We start from the raw sequence: 16,339 nt of genomic DNA on the forward strand, positions 1-16,339 counted from the left end.
ACGGCGGCGGCCCACCCTATGCGCCGCAAGCTCGGCATCTTTTCGCGTGTCGAAACGCGTCCCACCTTGCCAGTGGTCCCAATTGCGGGCCCGCGTTGCAGTCATAAAACTTTTCGCATAAATTCCCAGCATGTCTCTTATCCTTTCAAGGTGCCTTTCATGCTATGAATATGGACCTTGATGGTGCGCGGCGCGAGCCAGCAATGCTTTTGATGTGTAACCTGAGGTAACATGATGAACTGGCTGAACATGCCGCCTCTCAGCGCGTTGCGCGCGTTCGCGGCCTATTACGAAACCGGCTCAGTGGTGGATGCCGGCACGGCTCTCAACGTGAGCCATGCCGCAATCAGCCAGCAATTGCGCACACTTGAGACCCATTTGGGCGCGCGGCTTTTGGACCGGAGTGGACGGTCACTGGCTTTGACAGCCGAGGGACGGCAACTTGCCGAGGCACTGCGCACCGGGTTCGGGGCGATCAGTCATGCGATTGAGGCGATCACCGGTGCTGATGCCGACCGGCCCTTGCAGGTGTCCACCACACAGCTCTTCGCATCGACTTGGCTGATGCCGAAACTTCTCGATTTTCAGACGCGGCACCCGGGTATTGACCTGATGGTGAATCCCACCGCGAGCCTTCAGAACCCGGAGCCCGGCGGTATCGACCTCTGCCTGCGATTTGGCAATGGCGACTGGCCCGGCTTCGATGTGGACATGCTGGTGCCAACCGATATCGTGATTTCCGCCGCACCAAGCCTTGTGGGCGACTGCGTGATCGACTGTCCCGAAGATCTGTTGCGCTTTCCGTGGCTGGAGGAGCTGGGCACGAACGAGGCGCAGGACTGGCTTAGAAAGCACGGCGTCAATCAGGGGCGGGCGAAAAGCATCACCTATGTGCCGGGAAACCTCATGCTAGACGGTGCGCGGGCGGGGCAGGGTGTGATCAGCACAGCGATGTCTTCGGTTGAGACCGATGTGCGCGCCGGCCGCCTTCGCATCCTTTTTCGCGACCGAGGCGCGACCGGATATCATATCGTGACCCGCCCCGGCGTTCTAAGGCCCCCTGCGAAAGCATTCGTGACATGGCTGCGACGGCAAAAGCAAAATGCGCCCGACGCGGAATAGATCAGTTTCAGAGTCAGGATTTGATTCAGGTCAAGGCTATCGCTGCGCCGGAATGCGAGAAGCACGATGACAGAAGCCCGAGTCCCGGAGTGATCCTTTGGCAGATTCCCAACAAACAGAACTGTATGCCGCCCGCGAACCGATCTTTCCTAAGAAGGTGTATGGCAATTTCCGCAACCTGAAATGGGTGATCCTCGCGGTGACGCTGGGTATCTATTACCTCACGCCCTGGATCAGGTGGGACCGGGGCCCGCAGCTTCCTGATCAGGCGGTTCTGATCGACCTTGCCAACCGGCGCTTCTTTTTCTTCTGGATCGAGATTTGGCCGCATGAATTCTATTTCGTGGCGGGGCTCTTGGTGATGGCAGGGCTTGGGCTTTTCCTGTTCACCTCGGCACTGGGCCGGGTCTGGTGCGGCTATGCCTGTCCTCAGACGGTCTGGACCGATCTCTTCATCCTCGTGGAGCGATGGATCGAGGGGGACAGAAACGCGCGGCTGCGGCTGCATAGACAGAAGAAGTGGGATTTCCGCAAAGCGCGGCTTCGGTTTACCAAATGGCTTGTCTGGCTTCTGATCGCGGTGGCGACCGGCGGGGCATGGGTGTTCTATTTCACCGATGCGCCAACGCTTCTGGTGGATCTTTTCACGCTTGAGGCGCACCCGGTCGCTTATACGACTATTGCCATCCTGACCGGCACCACCTTTCTTTTCGGTGGCTTCGCGCGGGAGCAGATCTGCATATACGCCTGCCCATGGCCCCGCATTCAGGCGGCGATGATGGACGAGGATACGCTGACCGTGGGGTATCGCGAGTGGCGGGGCGAGCCGCGCAAGCACTCCGAGCCGGTCAAGGAGGGTGTGCCTCAGGGGGATTGCATCGACTGCATGGCCTGCGTCAATGTGTGCCCCATGGGCATCGACATCCGCGACGGCCAGCAACTGGAATGTATTACCTGTGCGCTGTGCATTGATGCCTGCGACGATATCATGGCCAAGATTGGTAAACCGCGAGGTCTGATTGATTACATGGCCTTGACCGACGAGGAGAACGAACGCGCGGGCAAGCCGCCCAAGCCGATCATGAAGCATATCCTGCGCCCGCGCACGATGCTTTATACCGCGCTTTGGTCACTTGTCGGGGTCGGGCTTGTCTTTGCGCTCTTTATCCGGGCGGATATCGAGATGACGGTCGCGCCGGTGCGCAACCCCACATATATCACCATGTCCGACGGCACGATCCGCAACAGCTATGAGGTGCGTGTGCTGAACAAACATGGCGAAGACCGGCCTTTCAGAGTGGCGATCACCGGAGATTCCGCGATGGAGGTTTTGCTTGAGGGCGAGACGGACCAGACAGTCACCGTACCCGCAGACTCGACCTTTAATCAGCGGGTATATATTCAGGCCCCGCCCGGCAGCGCGCCCGCCGAGGCCGAGAGCACCGATGTGCGGATCTGGATAGAAGACCTGCGAAGCGACGAGCGCGCCTACAAGGACACCATTTTCAACGGAAGGGGCAACTGATGGCGGAACGAACGATCAAAGGATGGCACGTTTTTGCGGGCTTTGCAGGGGCGTTTGCCGTGATCATCTCGGTTAACCTCGTTCTGGCCTTTTCGGCTGTAAGTACCTTCCCGGGCCTCGAGGTCAAAAACTCTTACGTGGCGAGCCAAACCTTCAATGAACGCAAGGCGGCGCAAGATGCGTTGGGCTGGGATGTCGCCGCGCATCACAAGGACGGTCAACTCACCCTGAGCATTCGCGACAAGACCGGGCAGGTGATCACGGTCGAGGCGCTGGATGCGACCGTGGGCCGCGCGACGCATGTCTATGCCGATGTCAGTCCCGAATTCACGATGACACCGCAAGGCTATGTCGCCCCGGTCGAACTGGGCGGAGGAAACTGGAACATTCGCATGACGGCGCGGGCCGCTGATGGCACGGAATTCGCGCGGCGCGTCGTTCTGATCAAGGATTGACCACATGACTGCCGCGCTTCGCCCTTCGGCCTGTCCTGCCTGCGCGGCCGCCCCCGCCGCCGAAGCGGTGGCGGAAAGCCCAAGCGAGAGCGCCGCCCAGATCCTCATATCGCTTCCCACGATTCATTGCGCGGCGTGTATCGCCAAGATCGAGCAGGGGCTCGAGGCCGAGCCGGGGGTCAGAGGCGCGCGCGTCAACCTGACCCGTAAACGCGCCAGCATCACAGCCGATCCCGAGATCACTCCGGCGCATCTGGTCCGGGTTGTCGAGGCTTTGGGATACGAGGCGCACGAGCTTGATACAGCGAGCCTGAGGGCCACCGAGACCGACCGGGCAGGCCGCGACCTGCTGATGCGCATGGCCGTCGCGGGCTTTGCCAGCATGAATGTGATGCTTCTGTCGATCTCGGTCTGGTCCGGGGCCGAGGACGCCACGCGCGATCTCTTTCACTGGATTTCGGCGGCCATCACGCTGCCGACCATCGCCTTTGCCGGGCAGCCGTTTTTCCGCAACGCGTGGACCGCGCTTCGTGCTGGCCGGCTCAACATGGATGTGCCGATTTCGCTGGCGATCCTCCTCGCGGTCGCCACATCGCTGTGGGAAACGGTGCTGTCTGGTGAGCATGCCTATTTCGATGCCGCCGTGGCGCTGACGTTTTTCCTGTTGGCGGGGCGGTATCTGGATCATCGCACCCGCGCCGTGGCGCGATCCGCCGCCGAGGAGCTGACCGCACTTGAGGTGCCACGGGCGTGCCGGATAGGCGCGGACGGGCAGGAGGAAGAGGTGGACGTAACGGCTCTTGCCCCCGGCGACTTAATTCGTGTGCGGCCAGGATCACGGTTGCCGGTGGACGGAGAGGTGACCGACGGGACGTCCGAGCTTGACCGGTCCTTCCTGACCGGTGAGACGATACCGGTTTTCGCCGGGCCCGGGCATGCGGTTTCGGCAGGCGAGGTGAACCTGTCGGGGCCGATGACGGTGCGGGCGACGGCAGTGGGGGCGGATACCTCACTTCACCGGATGGCGGATCTGGTCGCCGTGGCCGAAGCTGGACGCGCACGTTACACATCGCTCGCGGATCGGGCGGCCAAGCTTTATGCGCCGGGCGTGCATATCCTCTCGGCGTTGGCGTTTCTGGGATGGTTCATCGCCACTTGGGATATGCGCACCGCGCTCAATATCGCGGCGGCGGTCCTGATCATTACCTGCCCCTGCGCGCTTGGCCTCGCGGTGCCAGCGGTCACAACGGCTGCCAGTGGCAAACTGTTTCGTCGGGGGATGCTCATCAAGCATGAAACCGCGCTCGAGCGGCTGGCCGAGGTGGATGTCGTGGTCTTTGACAAGACCGGCACGCTAACCGAAGGCGATCCGAAGCTGATCGCGACCGCGGCCATCACTTCGCAAAATCTGTCGCTGGCGCGCGCGCTGGCCGAGGGCACCTCGCATCCGCTGGCGCGCGCCATTGTGCGGCTGGCGGAGGAACGCGGCGTCACGGCGGTCACGCTTGAGGATGTGCGCGAAGTGCCAGGCTATGGCGTTTTGGGGCAATCGCCGGAGGGTGAGGTGCGTCTGGGCCGCGCCGATTGGGTCGGTGTCGCGCCGGGCGCGGGCACCGAAACCTGTTTGCGGGTGGGGGCCGACGCGCCGGTGCACTTTGCCTTCGAGGACGCGCTTCGCGAGGGAGCCGCCGAAACCGTGAGCGAGTTGATCAAGGACGGCAAGCGCGTCATTCTTGTCTCGGGCGACACGCAAAGCGCTGTGGCGGGGCTGGCCACGCGTGTGGGCATCGCCGAATGGGTGGCTGCGGCGCGCCCGGAAGACAAGGTTCAAAGAATCGAAGCACTGGCTCGGGATGGCGCGCATGTTCTGATGGTGGGTGACGGTCTCAACGATACGGCCGCGCTCGCGGCGGCGCATGTGTCGATTTCTCCGGCGTCGGCACTGGATGCCGCGCGTGCAGCATCTGATATCGTTCTATTGGGGCGGAGCCTTGCACCGGTTGCGGGTGCGCTCGGGCTTGCGCGGCAGGCACGAAGCCGGATCACCGAGAACTTTCGCATTGCGACGATTTATAATATCATTGCCGTGCCGCTGGCGGTTGCGGGACTCGCCACGCCGCTTATTGCCGCGCTGGCCATGTCGACCAGTTCGATCACTGTTTCCCTGAACGCCCTGCGCCTGAGGTAATCATGACGATCCTTGCCTATCTCATTCCGATTTCGCTAATTTTAGGCGGTGCTGGGCTTTTGGGGTTCATCTATACCGTGCGCAGCAATCAGTATGACGATCCCGAAGGCGACGCGCGGCGCATCCTGTCGGATGACTGGGACGACAAGCCGAAACCCTGAGTGGAGTGTATCAGCCATGTCGCGCGCATTCGGAGTGTCGCGTCGGGCTTCGGCTCCCTGATGTCGCATGTTCGAGGAACGTAAAACGCACTCAGTTGTGGCCGGATACCTTAGCCGGGGTCGATCATGAAACAGGTCATCTGCTTGGCCTGAAGCCTGCGGCAGGCAAGATCGGCCGTTTCACGGGTCAGCCCAAAGAAGTTCGCGTCATAGCCGCTGGGACGGTCCACGACTTTGCGCAATGCCTCGTCGAGGGTGTCAAGTTCGCTCAGCGCGGTCTTGAGAAGCACCTTGCGCGCCTTATAGCGGCTGGGATAGCGCCCGACATTGATGCCCCAATTGCGCCCGCCCGAGGTGGAGATTCGCGTCACGACCTGTTGTTCGGGCTCTTCACGGGACACATCCGAAAGAACAAGACTATTGGGACGCAGCTCGGGTTTGACACTGGCGAGGACGGCTTTTTCGGCCACGGTCCCTTCGGCAACGCTGGCGGATCCGACCGCCTCGGCGGCCTCGGTGTCTGAGGGCTCTTTTGCGGTCGTCTCAGGGGTGAGTTCGACCGCTTGCGCCTGTTTCAGCGCCACCTCTATGTCAGCCTTGGCTACGACCGTCGCTGCCGGCGTTTCCGGGACGGGGCGGGCGGTCGGACGCAGGCTTTTCTTGACCGCCGCAGCCGAAGCCAGGCGCACGGTCTTGCCAACACCGCCAGATGCGCCGCCCTTCAACTTGCCGAGATAGGCGGGTTTGGCCGGCTTGTTGAGCGCCACGCGCGTCGGTGACCTCTTGAAGCCCATGTCCAGAAGTTCGGCCACGCGAGCATTGCGCCAGTGCGACGACCGACCGCCGAATACTGTCGCGATCACACGCTCGCGTCCGCGCTCGGCGCTGGCCACAAGATTGAAGCCCGCCGCGCGAGTATAGCCTGTCTTGATCCCGTCGGCACCGCGATATGCCCCAAGCAAGCGCCGATTGGTGTTGCGCACGCTGCGAACGCCCGCGTCAGTGCTCGTGCGGGAGAAAAGGTTGTAGTATTCGGGATAATCATAGAACAGGTGGCGCCCCAGCGTGGTCATGTCGCGCGCGGTCGAGAGATGGCCCTGTTCGGTCAGGCCGTGGGCATTCTTGAACGTCGTTTTCGTCATGCCGAGTGACTTGGCCGTGCGGGTCATGCGGCGGGCGAAACGTGCTTCGGACCCCTCGATCGCCTCGGCCAGCGCGGTTGCGGCGTCGTTCGCCGATTTCACCGAAGCCGCGCGAATGAGATAGCGCAGCTTGATCTTCTGCCCGGACCTGAGGCCCAGCTTGCTAGGGGGTTCACTGGCTGCGTGACGCGATATCGTTATAACGTCGTCGAGGCCGATTTCACCGTTCTCAACAGCTTCGAAAACCACGTAGAGCGTCATCATCTTGGTCAGAGACGCGGGATGCAGGCGGGTATCGGCGTTGCGTGAATGCAGAACCTTGCCAGACCTGGCATCAATCACCATGGCCGCATAAGGGGCTGCTGCCGCGCTTAGTGGCACGACGACGAATATCCACAAAGCGGCCAAAGCCACCAAAATCCAGCGCACCGGATGCGTGTCCCGCGTTCTCATGAACCTGCTCTTTTTACTGCCTCATGCCGCCGGTTTTCCGGCTGACTATCATTTATGACCTGACGCTAGCACAGGAAGTGCTTTGAATAAAGTGTTCATTTTAAATGGATTTCGGGCTTTTTCAGTGCAAAGCCTTCAACATTTTGCGGGCCGCCAGACCGTGACCACCAGACCTGCCAATGTGTCGGGAATGTGGCGTCAGCGATGGGTGCCCAGCGCCGCCACCTCTTCATGGCGCGGGCAAGTGACGATATGATCGTTGACCAACCCGCAGGCCTGCATGAACGCATATACGATCGTGGGTCCGCAGAAGCGAAACCCACGACGCTTGAGGTCGCGCGAAATCTCGTGCGACAACGGTGTGTGTGCCGGCACCTCATCGAGAGTGCGCCAGGTGTTCTGAAGCGGTGCGCCGCCCACATATGACCACAGATAGGTGTCGAAGCCTTGCTCGGCCTCGATCACTTGCCAGGCGCGGGCGTTGCCGATGGTCGCCTCGATCTTGCCCCGATGGCGCACAATGCCGGGATCGGCCAGAAGCCGCGCGACATCCGCTTCGTCCCAATTGGAAATGACATGCGGATCGAACCCTTCGAAAGCGCGGCGAAAGTTTTCGCGCTTTTTCAAGATGGTGATCCAGCTCAAGCCAGCCTGAAACCCATCGAGAATCAATTTCTCCCAGAGCGCACGGCTCTCGTATTCCGGCACGCCCCACTCGGTGTCGTGATAATCTTGGTAAATCTTCTCGTGACCGACCCAGCCGCAGCGTGTCTCCATGCTTGCTATTTTCCTCGCTTGTCCAAATTTTGACGGATTATCTTAAACCTTCCTTAGCGCAATAAAGGCATGCTGTCGCGAGCGAATGAGGAGAGCGGTCATGGGCGCGAAGGCCAAGGCGAAATGGAGGGATGTTCCTCCGGGGCAACAGGATCCGCTGTCCTATGCGGTCTCCGCGCGCGACCGGTCGGTGATCGACATGGTCGATGCCGCGGTCCGGCACAAACAGGTGATGCTGGCGTTTCAACCCGTGGTCCCGGCGCAGCAGACGGGGCGCCCCGCCTTTTATGAGGGGCTTATCCGCGTGCTCGACGAAACCGGGCGCATCATCCCGGCACGCGAATTCATCAGCACAATCGAAACCACGGAGACCGGGCGAATCGTCGATTGCCTCGCTCTTGAAAAGGGGTTGCTGACCCTCGCGCAATACCCTGATCTCAGGCTCTCGATCAACATGTCGGCGCGTTCGATCGGGTATGGACGTTGGATGCGATCACTGAAAAAGGGTCTTGCCCGGGATCGCACGGTTGGGGAGCGTCTGATCCTGGAAATCACTGAAAGTTCGGCGATGGTGGTGCCGGAACTGGTCATCAACTTCATGGGCGATCTTCAGACCCAAGGGGTCAGCTTCGCTCTCGACGATTTCGGCGCGGGATACACCTCGTTCCGATATCTCAAGGAGTTTTTCTTCGACATTCTCAAGATCGACGGCCAATTCATTCGCGGCATCGCGACCGACCCCGACAATCAGGTTCTGACACATGCGCTGGCGACAATCGGTCGTCAATTCGATATGTTCACGGTGGCCGAAAGTGTTGAGAGGCCCGATGATGCCAGCTACCTGACGGAGATCGGCATCGATTGCTTGCAGGGTTATTATTTTGGTGCGCCCACGGTGCGGCCCGGCTGGCTTCTAGGAGAGGCGCGGCAGGCAAGCGCCTGACCGGTGCAAGAGCGCCCGTTGCCGCACTGCGGCGGCTGGGCTACATTCCTTATCAACCTGGCAGAGAGATTCGCACCGGCATGGCAATTCGGTCGTCGGGCGTGGACCTGCCCAACACATGATGGGGAATTTCACATGACCAATGTAGTGATCGCTTCGGCCGCACGCACCGCTGTCGGCTCTTTCAGCGGCGCATTCGCCAATACACCGGCGCATGATCTTGGCACGGCAGTGCTCGAGGCCGTTTGCGCCCGCGCAGGCGTCGACAAGTCCGAGGTGTCGGAAACCATCCTCGGTCAGGTCCTGACCGCCGGTCAGGGTCAGAACCCCGCGCGTCAGGCCCATGTGAATGCCGGTCTGCCTATTGAAGCCGCGGCTTGGGGTATCAATCAGGTTTGCGGTTCGGGCCTCAGGGCTGTCGCGCTCGGGGCACAGCACATTCAGCTTGGCGACGCCAAGATCGTGGCCGCGGGCGGTCAGGAAAACATGTCCATGGCCCCGCATTGTCAGAATATGCGCCAAGGTCAGAAAATGGGCGACATGAAGCTGATCGACACGATGATCCGCGATGGCCTGTGGGATGCGTTCAACGGCTATCACATGGGTCAGACCGCCGAGAACGTGGCCGAGAAATTTCAGATCACCCGTGACCAGCAAGACGAATTCGCACTGGCAAGCCAGAACAAGGCGGAAACCGCACAAAAGGCTGGACGCTTCGAGGACGAGATCGCGCCTTTCACGGTCAAGACCCGCAAGGGCGAGAGCGTGGTGGAGCATGACGAATATATCCGCCACGGTGCCTCGATCGAGGCAATGCAGAAGATGCGCCCCGCCTTCGCACAGGACGGTTCGGTCACGGCGGCCAACGCAAGCGGGCTTAACGATGGGGCCGCGGCCACACTCTTGATGAGTGCCGACGACGCCGAAGCGCGTGGCATCACGCCGCTTGCCCGGATCGCCTCTTATGCCACTGCGGGCGTTGATCCGGCGATCATGGGTGTGGGCCCGGTCAGCGCGTCGCGCAGGGCGCTGGAGAAGGCGGGCTGGACTGCGGCGGACCTCGATCTCGTTGAGGCGAACGAAGCCTTCGCGGCACAGGCTTGCGCCGTTAACAAGGAAATGGGCTGGGACCCCGAGATCGTGAATGTGAACGGCGGCGCCATTGCCATCGGCCACCCGATCGGTGCGTCGGGCTGCCGTGTGCTGAACACCCTGCTGTTCGAGATGAAGCGGCGTGACGCCAAAAAGGGCCTCGCCACGCTGTGTATCGGTGGCGGCATGGGTGTTGCCATGTGCGTCGAACGGACCTGATCTGATAGCATGGGCGACCGCCAACAAAGCGGTCGCCCCGACCTTTCATGAGTGCGGCGAAACCTCCATCCGAACAGGTCGTGTTTCTCGGCGGGGGCACGCTATGCTTCTGGCCAGCTGAGTTTGTGCATTGCACCCGCGCGCAAGTGGCCCCGCGATCAACCGCGGCAAGGGCAACATTTCCATTCTGCTGGCGCGTGATTATGATCATATCCCTGACCGCGATGATCGTCTATATTTGAGCCCTCCCAAGGAAACAGAGGCCGACAAGATCGACTTCACCGACCCGGAAAAGATTGCCCGAACGTGGGAAAAAGGTATCAAGGCTGAAGTGAGATATCTGAAGCCAAACGACTGAAACACTAGATCAAGGAGATTTATTTATGGCACGAACAGCACTCGTCACCGGCGGCAGCCGTGGTATCGGCGCGGCCATTTCCAAGGCACTCAAGGCCGAAGGCTACAATGTCGCCGCCACATATGCGGGTAATGACGAAGCCGCCGCCGCCTTTTCCGACGAAACCGGGATCAAGACCTACAAATGGAATGTCGCCGACTATGACGAGAGCGCCGCAGGCATCGCCAAGGTTGAGCAAGAGGTGGGCCCGATCGATATTGTCGTCGCCAATGCCGGCATCACCCGCGACGCGCCTTTCCACAAGATGACGCCGGAACAGTGGCAGCAGGTCATCGACACCAACCTCACAGGGGTCTTCAACACGGTTCACCCGGTGTGGCCCGGCATGCGCGAGCGCAAGTTTGGCCGCGTCGTTGTGATCAGTTCCATCAATGGTCAAAAGGGTCAGTTCGCGCAGGTCAACTATGCTGCGACCAAGGCCGGCGATCTCGGCATTGTCAGGAGCCTTGCACAGGAGGGCGCGCGTGCCGGTATTACCGCGAATGCGATTTGCCCCGGCTACATCGCCACGGAAATGGTCATGGCCGTGCCCGAGAAAGTGCGCGAGTCCATTGTTGCGCAGATCCCGGCGGGACGTCTGGGTGAACCCGAAGAGATAGCCCGCTGTGTGACGTTTCTCGCGTCCGAGGATGCGCAGTTCGTCAATGGCTCGACCATCTCGGCCAACGGGGCACAGTTCTTCGCCTGATCCTTTTGGGTCATGACAATGCACAGGGCCGGTCGCGAGTGACCGGCCCCGCAGGCGCTATGAAAAAGGGGCCGATAAACGGCCCCAGATATCTGCGCTTTGCTTGGAAATATCATTATAAGGTGTTTCGCCTTTGCCCCGCGTCAGCAGTGAAAGGCGAAACGCTTTAAAGGTCCGGTCCACTCTTATCCCAGATGGTTGTGCGTCTGGTCGGTAACCGCGATCAGGCCGAGACGGAAAGCTTCTCGATCTGCTCCTTGATCCTGAGCTTTTGCTTTTTGAGTTCCGCAATCTCAAGGTCGTTCGATCCCGGAGCGCGCTGTGCTTCTTCGACTTGAAGCGAGAGGGAATGGTGCTTTTTCTTCAGTTCCTCAACGTGTGAACTCAGGCTCATCTACGATCTCCTCTCAATTTTGCTTTTGAACACGAGAAGTCCATCACATAATCAGCTTCGTGTCACGCCGCGAGCGCAGCATTTTGCCGAGGAATGTTGCGTGAATTTGTCTAAACCCGTTTTGGGAAATCGAGTGGCGCACCATCGCGCAGGACACAAGTGGTTGGTTTTGTGTAGCTTTCCCGGTCTGCCTCATGTCGGTCACCGGTATGCAAGACCCAACCCGCGTGAAGGCAAAATTCCGCGCGCCCTCCCTTGCGCCCCCGCACGAGCACCAGACGGGGCGCGCGCGCGGCACGCGACAGCAGAGGCAGCACCTCGAGACTGCCAAGCCGCGCCTGCATGCAACTCAGAAGTTGAGGCAGGCGCGCGGCCCGGTGGATGAAGGTCACGGTGCCTTTGGGCGCGGCGCGGCGGGCCGCGGCTTCGACCCATATTTCGAGGGGGGTTTCCTCGCCCATTGAGGCTTCGCGCCCGGGGTCGATGGCCGCGGTGGTCGCGCGGCGGTCAAAATAGGGCGGATTGGCAAACACATGGTCGAACCGGCGGGCCTTTAGCGCCGCGGGCATCTCCGCGATATCGCCTTCTTTCACATCGAAGTTCAGCGCATTGGCCGTGGCGTTGTCCCGCGCGAGGGCTGCATATAGCTCCTGTCGCTCGAGGCCCGCAACCGTCACGCCGGGCACCCGGTGGGCAAGACAAAGCCCGGCCACGCCCACGCCACATCCCAGATCAAGGGCGCTCTGGCCCGGTTGGGCGGGGATGCTCGCGGCGAGAAGCACAGGGTCAATGCCCGCGCGGTATCCTTTGGAGGGCTGGCGGATCGACAGGACGCCACCCAGAAACGCGTCTGACCGCGTTTCAGCCATCCAGCTCGATCCCGTTGTCGCGCAACGTGCGTCTGGCCGCGTCGATGTCATCCTCGCGGACCATCAAACGCCTTGGAAATATACCGATGCCGCCTTCGAGAATGCTCATGTTTACGTCCATTTCAAAGCAGTCTATACCCTCGCCCTGAAGCAAAGCCTGAGCGAAAGCGAGTGTTGCCGGATCGGTGCTGCGCAGTAGAAGTTTCATGAGACCGACTTAAGGTTGCCGACCGCCTTTGTCGAGCGGCAGTATGGACCAGCGATGAGCCTTGATGACGCCGCCACCAAACCGCATGACCGACTGGCCAAGCGTTTCGCCGCGCGGATGGAGGCGGTCAACACGCTGATCCGGACGCGCATGGCGTCCGAACATGCTCCGCGCATTCCCGAGGTGACGGCCCACCTGGTCGAAGCCGGGGGCAAGCGGCTTCGACCGATGCTGACCCTCGCTGCTGCGGATATCTGTGGCTATGAGGGCGATCACGACATCCGGCTCGCCGCGACGGTCGAATTCATTCACACGGCAACCCTTTTGCATGACGATGTGGTCGACGAAAGCGACAAGCGGCGCGGCCGGCCCACTGCGAACCTTCTGTGGGATAATAAATCCAGCGTGCTTGTTGGCGATTACCTCTTTTCACGTTCGTTTCAGTTGATGGTCGAAACCGGATCGCTTCGGGTGCTTGATATCCTTGCGAATGCGTCGGCCACCATCGCCGAAGGCGAGGTGCTTCAACTCACCGCGTCGCGCGATATCGCGACAACCGAGGCAACCTATCTTCAGGTCGTGCGCGGTAAGACCGCCGCGCTTTTCTCGGCCGCCACCGAGGTGGGGGGGGTGATTGCGGGGGCCGATGACACGGTGACACGGGGGCTTTATGACTACGGAGATGCGCTGGGCATCGCATTTCAGATTGCCGATGATCTTCTTGATTTCCAAGGGGATAGTAGCGTGACAGGCAAGAATGTCGGTGATGATTTCCGCGAGCGGAAGCTGACCCTGCCGCTGATCAAGGCGATTGCCGGGGCCGATGCAGAAGAGCGCGCCTTTTGGCAGCGCACGATCGAGAAGGGGCGCCAGGAAGAGGGCGACCTCGATACGGCGGTTGCCCTTCTGGCCAAGCATTCGGCGCTTGAGCGGACGCTGGAAGATGCACAGGGCTGGGCGGCCAAGGCGCATGCCGCGCTGACCAAAGTGCCGGAACACCCGGTGCGCGACATCTTGGCCGAGCTTTCGGATTATGTTGTGGCGCGGGTGTCCTGACGGTCAAGCCAGGCGCGCAACGCCGCCTCGAACTCGCGCGGTTTGTCGGCATGAAGCCAATGTCCCGCGTCGGGGATTTTCACAAAGCGTGCCGCAGGGAAAAGCGCGGTGATCCTGTCGCGGTCCTCGCGCTTGACATAGTCGGAGTCGGCACCTGTCAGGAACAGTGTCGGGCCGTCATATGAGCCTGATATATCAGGGAAACCCATGATCGTCGGCATTTCCGAAATCAGTGTGTCGAGGTTGAGCTTCCAGCGTTGGCCCTGAACATCCACGGATTGCAGGAAAAACGGAACAAGATCGGGATTGTCGATGCGCGGGGCAAGCCGCTCGGCCACATCCGAGCGGCGCTCAATCCCGGAAAGATCGGTGTCGCGCATCGTTTCGGCATAGCCAAGTTGGCTGTGGCTGTAGGGCACCGGCGCGATGTCGGCCACGATGAGGCTATGGACAAGATTGGGCCTTGTGAGCGCCAGAACCATCGCCGCCTTGCCGCCCATGGAATGCCCCATAACATGAAACGGCGCGCCCCCGGCGTCGATCACCTTGGCCAAATCTTCGGCCATGTCGGGATAGCTGTGGGATGTGGTGCGCGGGCTGTCGCCGTGATTGCGCATATCGACCGCCGTGACCTGCCGATCGTCCGACAGCCGCTTGGCGATGACGCCCCAGTTGCGGGCCGAGCCATAGAGCCCGTGTGCCATCAAAAGGCCGGGGTGGCGTGTGTCAGAGCCATGTGTGATCGTGTTCAGCATGCAGACAGGTTTACCGCCTGATGGGAATCGCGTAAATCTCTGATTTCCTTGGGATGTAGTAGATGATCGACCGCGACGCCTTTGACACGCGCATTGCCGAGCTGGAAGCGCGCCTTCGCGAGAAGGTTGGTGCGCGCGGCAGAACGCTTGCCGCAAAGCTGCGGCATGCGGGGCGGCGCCTTCCCGGTTGGGTGCAAAAGTCGGGCGCAGTCTTGACCCGCGCACAGGCCAAAGAGGGTCATCCAAAGATCTGGCGGCAGGTCGACGCCACGGAAACCGAGCGCGCGTTCGAGCGTATTCATGCCCATCTCGACACCATAGACCCCGTGGACCGACGCCGTGGGATCATCTTGGGCATTCTGGGCGGTATCGTTTTCAACATTCTGATTGTGCTCGCATTTTTTCTGGCCGTGCTGAAGTGGCAAGGCTTAATCTAAGGCGTTTCGCCTTTACCCCGAGACATCAGCGAAAGGCGAACGCCTTAAGCAAGGGCATGCCGCTGATAGCGCGGTGCCCCACAAATAAGAAACGGGCGGCGCCGGATTGTCCGTCACCGCCCGCGAAAAAGACTGCTCGCCTTGTTCAGATGTTGGGATAAAGCGGGAAGCGCGCACAGAGTGCCGCGACCTTCGCTTTGACCGCTTCTTCGACTTCGCCGTTGGCGTCGGGCCCATTGATCGCCAGACCGTCAACGACCTCGACGATAAGATCGGCAATCTCGCGGAATTCATCCTCTTTGAAGCCGCGGGTCGTGCCAGCGGGCGTTCCGAGGCGGATGCCGGAGGTAACCGTGGGCTTCTCGGGGTCGAAGGGGATGCCGTTCTTGTTGGTGGTGATATGCGCGCGCCCGAGAGCCGCGTCCGTGATGTTGCCGGTCACCTTCTTGGGACGCAGATCCACCAGCATGACGTGTGTGTCCGTGCCACCGGTCACGATGTCGAGCCCGCCCTTCATAAGCTGATCGGCCAAGGCCACGGCATTGGCGCGCACCTGCTTCTGATAGGTCTTGAACTCGGGGCGCAATGCCTCGCCGAAGGCAACCGCCTTGGCCGCGATCACATGCATGAGCGGGCCGCCCTGAATGCCGGGGAATATGGCCGAGTTCACCTTCTTGGAGATGGCCTCGTCATTGGTGAGGATCATGCCGCCACGGGGACCGCGCAGGGTTTTGTGGGTGGTGGTGGTGGCCACATGGGCGTGCGGGAAGGGCGAAGGATGCTCGTCAGCCGCCACGAGGCCGGCAAAGTGGGCCATGTCCACATGCAGATAGGCGCCGACCATGTCCGCAATTTCGCGGAAACGGGCAAAGTCGATCTGGCGCGGAATGGCCGAGCCACCCGCGATGATCAGCTTGGGCTGGTGTTCTTTGGCAAGCGCCTCGACCTCGTCATAGTCGATCAGGTTGTCCTGTTGGCGCACACCGTATTGCACGGCATTGAACCATTTGCCTGACTGGTTGGGGGCCGCACCATGGGTCAGGTGCCCGCCCGAGGCGAGGTTCATGCCAAGGATCGTGTCGCCCGGCTGAATCAGGGCCTGCATGACGCCTTGGTTGGCTTGGCTGCCCGAGTTTGGCTGAACATTGGCGAAGTCACAGCCGAACAGCTCTTTCGCGCGGTCAATCGCGAGGTTCTCGGCGACATCCACGTATTGGCATCCGCCATAATAGCGACGCCCGGGATAGCCTTCGGCGTATTTGTTGGTCATGACCGAGCCTTGCGCCTCCATCACGGCGGCCGAGACGATGTTCTCGGAGGCGATGAGTTCAATCTCGTCGCGCTGCCGGCCAAGCTCATCGGTGATGGCCTTGTAAAGGTCGGGGTCGCGTTGGCTGAGGGATTCGGTGAAGAAACCGGAATCAGACATGGGGAAGG

At 60.9% G+C, this 16,339-nt stretch carries 18 protein-coding genes; 11 read left to right on the forward strand and 7 right to left on the reverse strand.

Annotated features, from left to right (window positions below):
• Window positions 1-231: 231 nt before the first annotated feature.
• From V8359_RS14300 to ccoS, 5 genes are all read left to right on the forward strand, one after another.
• Window positions 232-1,122 (forward strand): LysR family transcriptional regulator, encoded by an 891-nt coding sequence (locus tag V8359_RS14300; RefSeq protein ID WP_336429704.1) that lies wholly within the window; start codon window positions 232-234, stop codon window positions 1,120-1,122.
• 97 nt (window positions 1,123-1,219) lie between these two features.
• Window positions 1,220-2,647: a cytochrome c oxidase accessory protein CcoG gene (gene ccoG, locus V8359_RS14305; RefSeq protein ID WP_336429705.1), complete on the forward strand. Its 1,428-nt coding sequence runs from the start codon at window positions 1,220-1,222 to the stop codon at window positions 2,645-2,647.
• The gene (locus V8359_RS14310; protein WP_336429706.1) at window positions 2,647-3,102 is read left to right on the forward strand and encodes a FixH family protein; all 456 of its coding nucleotides are present in this window, start codon (window positions 2,647-2,649) and stop codon (window positions 3,100-3,102) included. The genes ccoG and V8359_RS14310 overlap by 1 nt, the downstream gene beginning before the upstream one ends.
• Window positions 3,103-3,106: 4 nt before the next feature.
• Window positions 3,107-5,290 (forward strand): heavy metal translocating P-type ATPase, encoded by a 2,184-nt coding sequence (locus V8359_RS14315; RefSeq protein ID WP_336429707.1) that lies wholly within the window; start codon window positions 3,107-3,109, stop codon window positions 5,288-5,290.
• Between the two features lie 2 nt (window positions 5,291-5,292).
• The gene (ccoS, locus tag V8359_RS14320) at window positions 5,293-5,451 is read left to right on the forward strand and encodes a cbb3-type cytochrome oxidase assembly protein CcoS (RefSeq protein ID WP_336429708.1); all 159 of its coding nucleotides are present in this window, start codon (window positions 5,293-5,295) and stop codon (window positions 5,449-5,451) included.
• Window positions 5,452-5,561: 110 nt separating this feature from the next.
• Here ccoS and V8359_RS14325 read toward each other — a convergent pair whose 3' ends face one another.
• Window positions 5,562-7,046, reverse strand: a complete 1,485-nt coding sequence (locus V8359_RS14325; protein ID WP_336429709.1) for a D-alanyl-D-alanine carboxypeptidase family protein — start codon at window positions 7,044-7,046, stop codon at window positions 5,562-5,564.
• 198 nt (window positions 7,047-7,244) lie between these two features.
• Window positions 7,245-7,823: a DNA-3-methyladenine glycosylase I gene (locus V8359_RS14330; RefSeq protein ID WP_336429710.1), complete on the reverse strand. Its 579-nt coding sequence runs from the start codon at window positions 7,821-7,823 to the stop codon at window positions 7,245-7,247.
• A 100-nt stretch (window positions 7,824-7,923) separates the two neighbouring features.
• On the opposite strand from V8359_RS14330, the gene V8359_RS14335 reads away from it, so the two are divergent.
• The 4 genes from V8359_RS14335 to phbB all read left to right on the forward strand — a co-directional run bounded on the left by V8359_RS14335 (window position 7,924) and on the right by phbB (window position 11,183).
• The gene (locus tag V8359_RS14335) at window positions 7,924-8,766 is read left to right on the forward strand and encodes an EAL domain-containing protein (RefSeq protein WP_336429711.1); all 843 of its coding nucleotides are present in this window, start codon (window positions 7,924-7,926) and stop codon (window positions 8,764-8,766) included.
• A 135-nt stretch (window positions 8,767-8,901) separates the two neighbouring features.
• On the forward strand, window positions 8,902-10,077 hold the full coding sequence (locus V8359_RS14340) for an acetyl-CoA C-acetyltransferase (protein WP_336429713.1): 1,176 nt from the start codon (window positions 8,902-8,904) through the stop codon (window positions 10,075-10,077).
• A 130-nt stretch (window positions 10,078-10,207) separates the two neighbouring features.
• A complete protein-coding gene (locus V8359_RS14345; protein WP_336429714.1) occupies window positions 10,208-10,435 on the forward strand; it encodes a hypothetical protein in 228 nt (75 codons plus the stop codon).
• Between the two features lie 25 nt (window positions 10,436-10,460).
• A complete protein-coding gene (phbB, locus tag V8359_RS14350; protein WP_336429715.1) occupies window positions 10,461-11,183 on the forward strand; it encodes an acetoacetyl-CoA reductase in 723 nt (240 codons plus the stop codon).
• Between the two features lie 223 nt (window positions 11,184-11,406).
• Here phbB and V8359_RS14355 read toward each other — a convergent pair whose 3' ends face one another.
• The 3 genes from V8359_RS14355 to V8359_RS14365 form a co-directional block, all read right to left on the reverse strand.
• Window positions 11,407-11,577, reverse strand: coding sequence for a YdcH family protein (locus V8359_RS14355; protein WP_336429716.1), 171 nt, complete (start codon window positions 11,575-11,577; stop codon window positions 11,407-11,409).
• A 110-nt stretch (window positions 11,578-11,687) separates the two neighbouring features.
• The gene (locus tag V8359_RS14360) at window positions 11,688-12,446 is read right to left on the reverse strand and encodes a tRNA1(Val) (adenine(37)-N6)-methyltransferase (RefSeq protein WP_336429717.1); all 759 of its coding nucleotides are present in this window, start codon (window positions 12,444-12,446) and stop codon (window positions 11,688-11,690) included.
• The gene (locus V8359_RS14365; protein WP_336429718.1) at window positions 12,439-12,654 is read right to left on the reverse strand and encodes a putative signal transducing protein; all 216 of its coding nucleotides are present in this window, start codon (window positions 12,652-12,654) and stop codon (window positions 12,439-12,441) included. The genes V8359_RS14360 and V8359_RS14365 overlap by 8 nt, the downstream gene beginning before the upstream one ends.
• 54 nt (window positions 12,655-12,708) lie before the next feature.
• On the opposite strand from V8359_RS14365, the gene V8359_RS14370 reads away from it, so the two are divergent.
• Window positions 12,709-13,710 carry a polyprenyl synthetase family protein gene (locus V8359_RS14370; protein WP_336429719.1) on the forward strand — a complete coding sequence of 334 codons (1,002 nt, stop codon included), beginning with the start codon at window positions 12,709-12,711 and terminating at the stop codon, window positions 13,708-13,710.
• Here the strand turns inward: V8359_RS14370 and V8359_RS14375 are convergent.
• Complete coding sequence (locus V8359_RS14375; RefSeq protein ID WP_336429720.1) at window positions 13,686-14,465, reverse strand: alpha/beta fold hydrolase; 780 nt, start codon at window positions 14,463-14,465, stop codon at window positions 13,686-13,688. The genes V8359_RS14370 and V8359_RS14375 overlap by 25 nt on opposite strands.
• Window positions 14,466-14,527: 62 nt before the next feature.
• Here V8359_RS14375 and V8359_RS14380 point away from each other — a divergent pair, with 62 nt between their 5' ends.
• On the forward strand, window positions 14,528-14,902 hold the full coding sequence (locus V8359_RS14380; RefSeq protein ID WP_336429722.1) for a hypothetical protein: 375 nt from the start codon (window positions 14,528-14,530) through the stop codon (window positions 14,900-14,902).
• A 145-nt stretch (window positions 14,903-15,047) separates the two neighbouring features.
• Here the strand turns inward: V8359_RS14380 and glyA are convergent, their stop codons facing one another.
• On the reverse strand, window positions 15,048-16,331 hold the full coding sequence (gene glyA, locus V8359_RS14385; RefSeq protein WP_336429723.1) for a serine hydroxymethyltransferase: 1,284 nt from the start codon (window positions 16,329-16,331) through the stop codon (window positions 15,048-15,050).
• Window positions 16,332-16,339 lie beyond the last annotated feature (8 nt).

Source organism: Roseovarius sp. E0-M6 (assembly GCF_037083845.1).
Lineage (GTDB): Bacteria > Pseudomonadota > Alphaproteobacteria > Rhodobacterales > Rhodobacteraceae > Roseovarius.

Excerpts from the sequence above, each read along its gene's own strand:
- V8359_RS14300 (WP_336429704.1), top strand. The coding sequence starts at position 232 with ATGATGAACTGGCTGAACATGCCGCCTCTCAGCGCGTTGCGCGCGTTC.
- V8359_RS14310 (WP_336429706.1), top strand. The coding sequence starts at position 2,647 with ATGGCGGAACGAACGATCAAAGGATGGCACGTTTTTGCGGGCTTTGCA.
- V8359_RS14315 (WP_336429707.1), top strand. The coding sequence starts at position 3,107 with ATGACTGCCGCGCTTCGCCCTTCGGCCTGTCCTGCCTGCGCGGCCGCC.
- ccoS (WP_336429708.1), top strand. The coding sequence starts at position 5,293 with ATGACGATCCTTGCCTATCTCATTCCGATTTCGCTAATTTTAGGCGGT.
- V8359_RS14325 (WP_336429709.1), bottom strand. The coding sequence starts at position 7,046 with ATGAGAACGCGGGACACGCATCCGGTGCGCTGGATTTTGGTGGCTTTG.
- V8359_RS14330 (WP_336429710.1), bottom strand. The coding sequence starts at position 7,823 with ATGGAGACACGCTGCGGCTGGGTCGGTCACGAGAAGATTTACCAAGAT.
- V8359_RS14335 (WP_336429711.1), top strand. The coding sequence starts at position 7,924 with ATGGGCGCGAAGGCCAAGGCGAAATGGAGGGATGTTCCTCCGGGGCAA.
- V8359_RS14340 (WP_336429713.1), top strand. The coding sequence starts at position 8,902 with ATGACCAATGTAGTGATCGCTTCGGCCGCACGCACCGCTGTCGGCTCT.
- phbB (WP_336429715.1), top strand. The coding sequence starts at position 10,461 with ATGGCACGAACAGCACTCGTCACCGGCGGCAGCCGTGGTATCGGCGCG.
- V8359_RS14355 (WP_336429716.1), bottom strand. The coding sequence starts at position 11,577 with ATGAGCCTGAGTTCACACGTTGAGGAACTGAAGAAAAAGCACCATTCC.
- V8359_RS14360 (WP_336429717.1), bottom strand. The coding sequence starts at position 12,446 with ATGGCTGAAACGCGGTCAGACGCGTTTCTGGGTGGCGTCCTGTCGATC.
- V8359_RS14365 (WP_336429718.1), bottom strand. The coding sequence starts at position 12,654 with ATGAAACTTCTACTGCGCAGCACCGATCCGGCAACACTCGCTTTCGCT.
- V8359_RS14370 (WP_336429719.1), top strand. The coding sequence starts at position 12,709 with ATGAGCCTTGATGACGCCGCCACCAAACCGCATGACCGACTGGCCAAG.
- V8359_RS14375 (WP_336429720.1), bottom strand. The coding sequence starts at position 14,465 with ATGCTGAACACGATCACACATGGCTCTGACACACGCCACCCCGGCCTT.
- V8359_RS14380 (WP_336429722.1), top strand. The coding sequence starts at position 14,528 with ATGATCGACCGCGACGCCTTTGACACGCGCATTGCCGAGCTGGAAGCG.
- glyA (WP_336429723.1), bottom strand. The coding sequence starts at position 16,331 with ATGTCTGATTCCGGTTTCTTCACCGAATCCCTCAGCCAACGCGACCCC.